Source organism: Cellulomonas algicola (genome assembly GCF_003851725.1).
GTDB lineage: Bacteria > Actinomycetota > Actinomycetes > Actinomycetales > Cellulomonadaceae > Cellulomonas > Cellulomonas algicola.
Genome location: NZ_BHYL01000286.1, coordinates 1 through 4,937, shown reverse-complemented (window position 1 = coordinate 4,937; position 4,937 = coordinate 1). Strand labels below are relative to the sequence as shown.

The 4,937-nt window shown below is 74.9% G+C and carries 5 protein-coding genes; 1 reads left to right on the top strand and 4 read right to left on the bottom strand.

All coding sequences use genetic code 11. The features are described from left to right. Positions 1-132: 132 nt before the first annotated feature. The 4 genes from CTKZ_RS16580 to CTKZ_RS16565 all read right to left on the bottom strand — a co-directional run bounded on the left by CTKZ_RS16580 (position 133) and on the right by CTKZ_RS16565 (position 4,181). Positions 133-957 (bottom strand): DeoR/GlpR family DNA-binding transcription regulator, encoded by an 825-nt coding sequence (locus tag CTKZ_RS16580; RefSeq protein ID WP_200829785.1) that lies wholly within the window; start codon positions 955-957, stop codon positions 133-135. 95 nt (positions 958-1,052) lie between these two features. Beyond that, positions 1,053-2,207 (bottom strand): Mrp/NBP35 family ATP-binding protein, encoded by a 1,155-nt coding sequence (locus CTKZ_RS16575; protein ID WP_124343979.1) that lies wholly within the window; start codon positions 2,205-2,207, stop codon positions 1,053-1,055. A gap of 65 nt (positions 2,208-2,272) precedes the next feature. Next, positions 2,273-2,881 (bottom strand): DUF1003 domain-containing protein, encoded by a 609-nt coding sequence (locus CTKZ_RS16570; protein ID WP_124343978.1) that lies wholly within the window; start codon positions 2,879-2,881, stop codon positions 2,273-2,275. Next, a complete protein-coding gene (locus CTKZ_RS16565; protein WP_124343977.1) occupies positions 2,874-4,181 on the bottom strand; it encodes a magnesium transporter MgtE N-terminal domain-containing protein in 1,308 nt (435 codons plus the stop codon). The genes CTKZ_RS16570 and CTKZ_RS16565 overlap by 8 nt, the downstream gene beginning before the upstream one ends. 71 nt (positions 4,182-4,252) lie before the next feature. On the opposite strand from CTKZ_RS16565, the gene CTKZ_RS16560 reads away from it, so the two are divergent. Further along, positions 4,253-4,937 (top strand): YflT domain-containing protein (locus tag CTKZ_RS16560; protein WP_235843525.1); only part of this gene is annotated, 685 nt, incomplete at its 3' end.

Genomic DNA, 4,937 nt, shown 5'->3' with positions numbered 1-4,937 from the left:
CGGGGAGCGGGCGCGGGTCGTCGAGCCGACGTGTCGCGGCGCCCGAGACGTAGGGCTCGCTGTCGTCGAAGTAGACGAGCTCGCGGCCGTCGGCCATGTGCGTGACCGTCTTGCGGACGGCGGGGGTGGTGCTCACGGGCGCTCTCCGGGGGTGGTGGTGGCGGGCGTGGTCGTGGGGGCGAGCTGGAGGCGGGTCGCGTCGCCGACGGCGCGGCGGGCGTCGGCCGGCAGGCCCTCGTCGCTGAGCAGGACGTCGACCTCGTCGAGCCTCGCGATGCGCGCGAGGCCGGTGACGCCCCACTTGGTGTGGTCGGCGAGCACCGTGGTGGCGGCCGCGGCCGCGATCAGCGCGCGGTTCGTGGCGGCCTCGGCGAGGTTCGGCGTCGTGAGACCGTCCGCGTCGACGCCGTGCACGCCGAGGTAGGCCCGGTCGACGCGCAGGCGTGCGAGCGTGGCGTCGGCGACGGGGCCGACGAGCGCGTCCGACGGGGTGCGCACACCGCCCGTGAGGATGACCTCGAGGCGGTCGTCGCCGGGGGTCGCGCGATGCAGCACGTCCGCGGCGCCGACCGCGTTGGTCACGACCGTGAGCGGGCGCAGCGCGGGCGTCGCGGCCACGAGCTCGGCGAGCAGGTGCGTCGTCGTGCCCGCCGACAGCGCGATCGACTGGCCGGGCTCGACCGTCGCGAGCGCGGCGCGGGCGATCGCGCGCTTCTCGTCCTGCGCCCACGTGCGCTTGGCCTCGAAGCCCGGCTCGTCGGTGGGGCGGCCACCCGCGTCGGGTGCGACGGCCCCGCCGTGCACGCGACGGACCAGGCCGGCGCGCGCGAGCTCCGCGATGTCCCGCCGGACGGTCATGTCGGAGACGTCGAGGCTCACGACGAGGTCGGCCACCCGGGCCGCGCCGTGCGCCCGGACGACCGCGAGGATGTGCTCCTGCCGCTGGCTCGCCAACACCCCGACATCATCACACACAACCGAACAACTTCAAACACCCGCCCGCGGAGATCCCGCCGCTTCACGACGCGCGTGGCGGCTGTGGCCGCGGTCGGTCAGCGGGCGGACGGGGTGAGGCCCAGAGAGCGGCCGGCCAGGTTGCGACGGCGCGACGACAGGCCGCGCGCGACCTCCCGCAGCGCCTGGGCCGCGGGGGAGTCGGGCGCCGACAGCACGACGGGCGTGCCCGCGTCGCCGGCCTCGCGCAGCGTCACGTCGAGCGGCACCTGGCCCAGCAGCGGCACGTCGCCACCCGTCAGCCGGCCGAGGTTCTCCGCGACCCGCGCGCCGCCGCCGGACCCGAAGATCTCGAGCCGCGACCCGTCCGGCTGCTCGAGCCACGACATGTTCTCGACGACGCCCACCACGTGCTGCCGCGTCTGCACGGCGACCGATCCGGCGCGCTCGGCGACCTCGGCGGCCGCAGCCTGCGGGGTCGTGACGACGACGATCTCCGAACCCGGCAGCAGCTGCGCGACCGAGATCGCGATGTCGCCGGTCCCGGGCGGCAGGTCGAGCAGCAGGACGTCGAGGTCGCCCCAGAAGACGTCGGCGAGGAACTGCTGGAGCGCGCGGTGCAGCATCGGGCCCCGCCACACGACCGGCTGGCCGGGCGGCACGAACATGCCGATCGACACGACCTTGACGTCGTGCGCGACGGGCGGCAGCAGCATGTCGTCGACCTTGGTCGGCGGGCGCGTCACGCCCAGCATGCGCGGGATCGAGAAGCCGTAGATGTCGGCGTCGACGACCCCGACGCGCAGCCCGTCGGCGGCGAGGGCGACCGCGAGGTTCGCCGTGACCGACGACTTGCCGACCCCGCCCTTGCCCGACGCGATCGCGTACACCTTGGTCAGCGACGTCGGCTTGGCGAACGGGATCTCCGGCTCGGCGTCGGTGCCGCGCAGCAGCGTGCGCAGCGCCTGGCGCTGCTCGGCGGTCATGACCCCGAGCTCGACGACGACCTCCGCGACGCCCTCGACGGCCTGCACCGCACCGGTCACGTCGCGTGTCAGCGTCTCCTTGAGCGGGCAGCCGGGCGTCGTGAGGTCGACGCCGACCCGCACGCGCGCACCCGCAGGCGTCGTCTCCACGTCCACCGACCGGACCATGCCGAGGTCGGTGATGGGGCGACGGATCTCGGGGTCGAGGACCGTCGCGAGCGCGCCGCGGACGGCGGCGTCGAGGGTCGTCGGGTCGGGCTGGGGCATGCCCTCATCGTAGGTGGCGCGCACCAGGCCTCCGGGACGGGGGCCCGTGGGAAAGGCCCGTCGGGTCACCCGGGCCGGTCGGCGCGCTCGTCCCCGCCGCGGTCCAGGTCGGCGCGCTCGGCGTCCGCCCGGCCGGCGCCGGCCCGCTCCTGGTCCGCGCGCTCCTGCTCGGCGCGCTCGCGCTCCTCACGCTCGGCCTCGCGGTCCTCGGCGAGCTCCTCGAGCAGGTTGCGCAGCTCGGAGCGGACGAAGTCGCGCGTCGCGACCTCGGACAGCGCGATGCGCAGCGCGGCCACCTCCCGCGCGAGGAACTCGGTGTCCGCGAGGTTCCGCTCGGCGCGCTGCCGGTCCTGCTCGAACTGCACGCGGTCCCGGTCGGTCTGCCGGTTCTGCGCGAGCAGGATGAGCGGCGCGGCGTACGACGCCTGGAGCGACAGCACGAGCGTCAGCGCGGTGAAGCCGAGGTCGGCCGAGTCGAACTGCAGGCCTTCGGGCGCGAGGGTGTTCCACCCGATCCACACGGCGCAGAACACCGTGAGCCAGATGATGAACCGGGGCGTGCCGAGGAACCGCGCGATCGACTCCGACCACTGGCCCTGCCGCTCCGAGTCGACGCGCGGGCGCCGGAGCAGGACCCGCCGCGTCTCGCGCGGCTGGTCGAGCCGCTCAGCCACGACCGACCCCGGGCTGGGCCGTCGGGGTCGCCGGGAGCGTGACGCGCGGCTCCTCGTCGGTCTCGCGCCAGTCCTCGGGCAGCAGGTGGTCGAGCACGTCGTCGACGGACACCGCGCCGAGCAGGCGCTTCTCCTCGTCGACGACCGGCAGCGCGAGCAGGTTGTAGGTCGCGAGCTGTCGCGTGACCGACATGAGAGCGGCGTCCGCGGGGATCGCCTCCACGTCGGTGTCGACGATCGAGCCGATCGACTCGTGCGGGGGCTCGCGCAGCATCCGCTGGAGGTGGACGACGCCGATGAACCGGCCCGTCGGCGTCTCCAGCGGCGGGCGTGCGACGAACACCATGGACGCCAGAGCGGGCGCGAGGTCCTGCCGGCGCACGTGCGCGAGGGCCGCCGCGATCGACGTCTCGGGCCCGAGGATCACGGGCTCGGTCGTCATCAGGCCACCCGCGGTGTTGTCCTCGTACGCGAGGAGCCGCCGGACGTCCTTCGCCTCCTCGGGCTCCATGAGCTCGAGGAGCTCGGCCGCCTGCTCGTCGGGCAGCTCGCCCAGCAGGTCGGCGGCGTCGTCGGGCTGCATCGCCTCGAGGACGTCGGCGGCACGCGCCAGCGCGAGGCCCTGGAGGATCGCCACCTGGTCGTCCTCGGGCAGCTCCTCGAGCACGTCCGCGAGCCGCTCGTTGTCGAGGGCGGACGCGACCTCGAGGCGGCGGGTCGTGCCGAGGTCGTGCAGCACGTCGGCGAGGTCGGCGGCCTTGAGGTCCTCGTACTGCGCGAGCAGCAGCTCGGCGCCCTGCGCGCTCGTGGACGTGCGGCCCAGCGCGATGACGCCCTCGACGGGCACGAGCAGCGTCTCGCCACGACGGCGCAGCAGCCCGGGCTTGCCGGCCGGTCGGCGCCGGACGAAGACCTTCGTGACGAGCCAGTCGCCGCCCCGCTGGAGCTCGATCGCGACGTCCTCGACCGTCGCCTGACCGGACCCGTCCGCGAGGTCGACCGTGCGGTCCAGGAGCTCGCCGACGACGAGCGTCTCGGTGGAGCGCTGCTCGAACCGCCGCATGTTGACGAGGCCGGTCGAGATGACCTGTCCGGCGTCGACGGCCGTCACGCGCGTGAGCGGGAGGAACACGCGACGCCGGCCCGGGACCTCGACGACGAGACCGACCGCGCGCGGCGCACCCTTCGGGCGGACCAGCACGACGACGTCGCGCACCCGCCCGACCTCGTCGCCGAGCGGGTCGAAGACGGTGGTGCCGGCGAGGCGCGCGACGAAGACCCTGGTCCCGACGCTGCTCACGGTCGCAGCCTAACGGGGTGCGACCGGATCGGCTGGTGGCATCCGTGCGCGCCGTGGGGGAGGATCGCGGCATGTCGTTCACGGGCCCGCGCGTCCCCCGCACCCCCACCCCGCCGCAGGGCGAGACGGTCGCGTCGTACGCGACCTACCTGGAGGCCCAGCGTGCCGTCGACCACCTGGCCGACAAGGCGTTCGCGGTGCAGCTCGTGACGATCGTCGGCACCGACCTGCGCATGGTCGAGCGCGTCACCGGGCGGCTGTCCTACCCGCGCGTCGCGCTCGGCGGGTTCGTGTCCGGTGCCTGGTTCGGCCTCTTCGTCGGCCTGCTGCTGTCGCTGTTCACCGCGCCGGGGTCGAGCAGCCCGTTCATCCCCGCGATCCTCATCGGCGGTGCCTTCGGCCTGCTGTTCTCCGTCATCACGTACTCGTTCTCGCGCGGGCGGCGCGACTTCACGTCGTCGAGCCAGATCGTCGCGTCGTCCTACGCGGTGCTGTGCCAGACGGAGCAGGCGCACAAGGCCCGGGAGCTGCTGCGTGAGGTCGGCGGTGTGCAGTCCGGCTGGCCCGCGCGACAGGCCGTCACCCCGCCGACACCCGTGTCCGACCCCGCCGCGTCGTACCCGCCGCCCGCGCCGTCCGCCACCCAGCCCGCTGCGTCACCGAGCGTGCCGCCCGTCGCGCCGCCGGCGCCCCACGTGCCCGAGCCCCAGCCGCCGGTGCCCCCGACCGACGCACCGCAGGGCCCGACGACGAGCG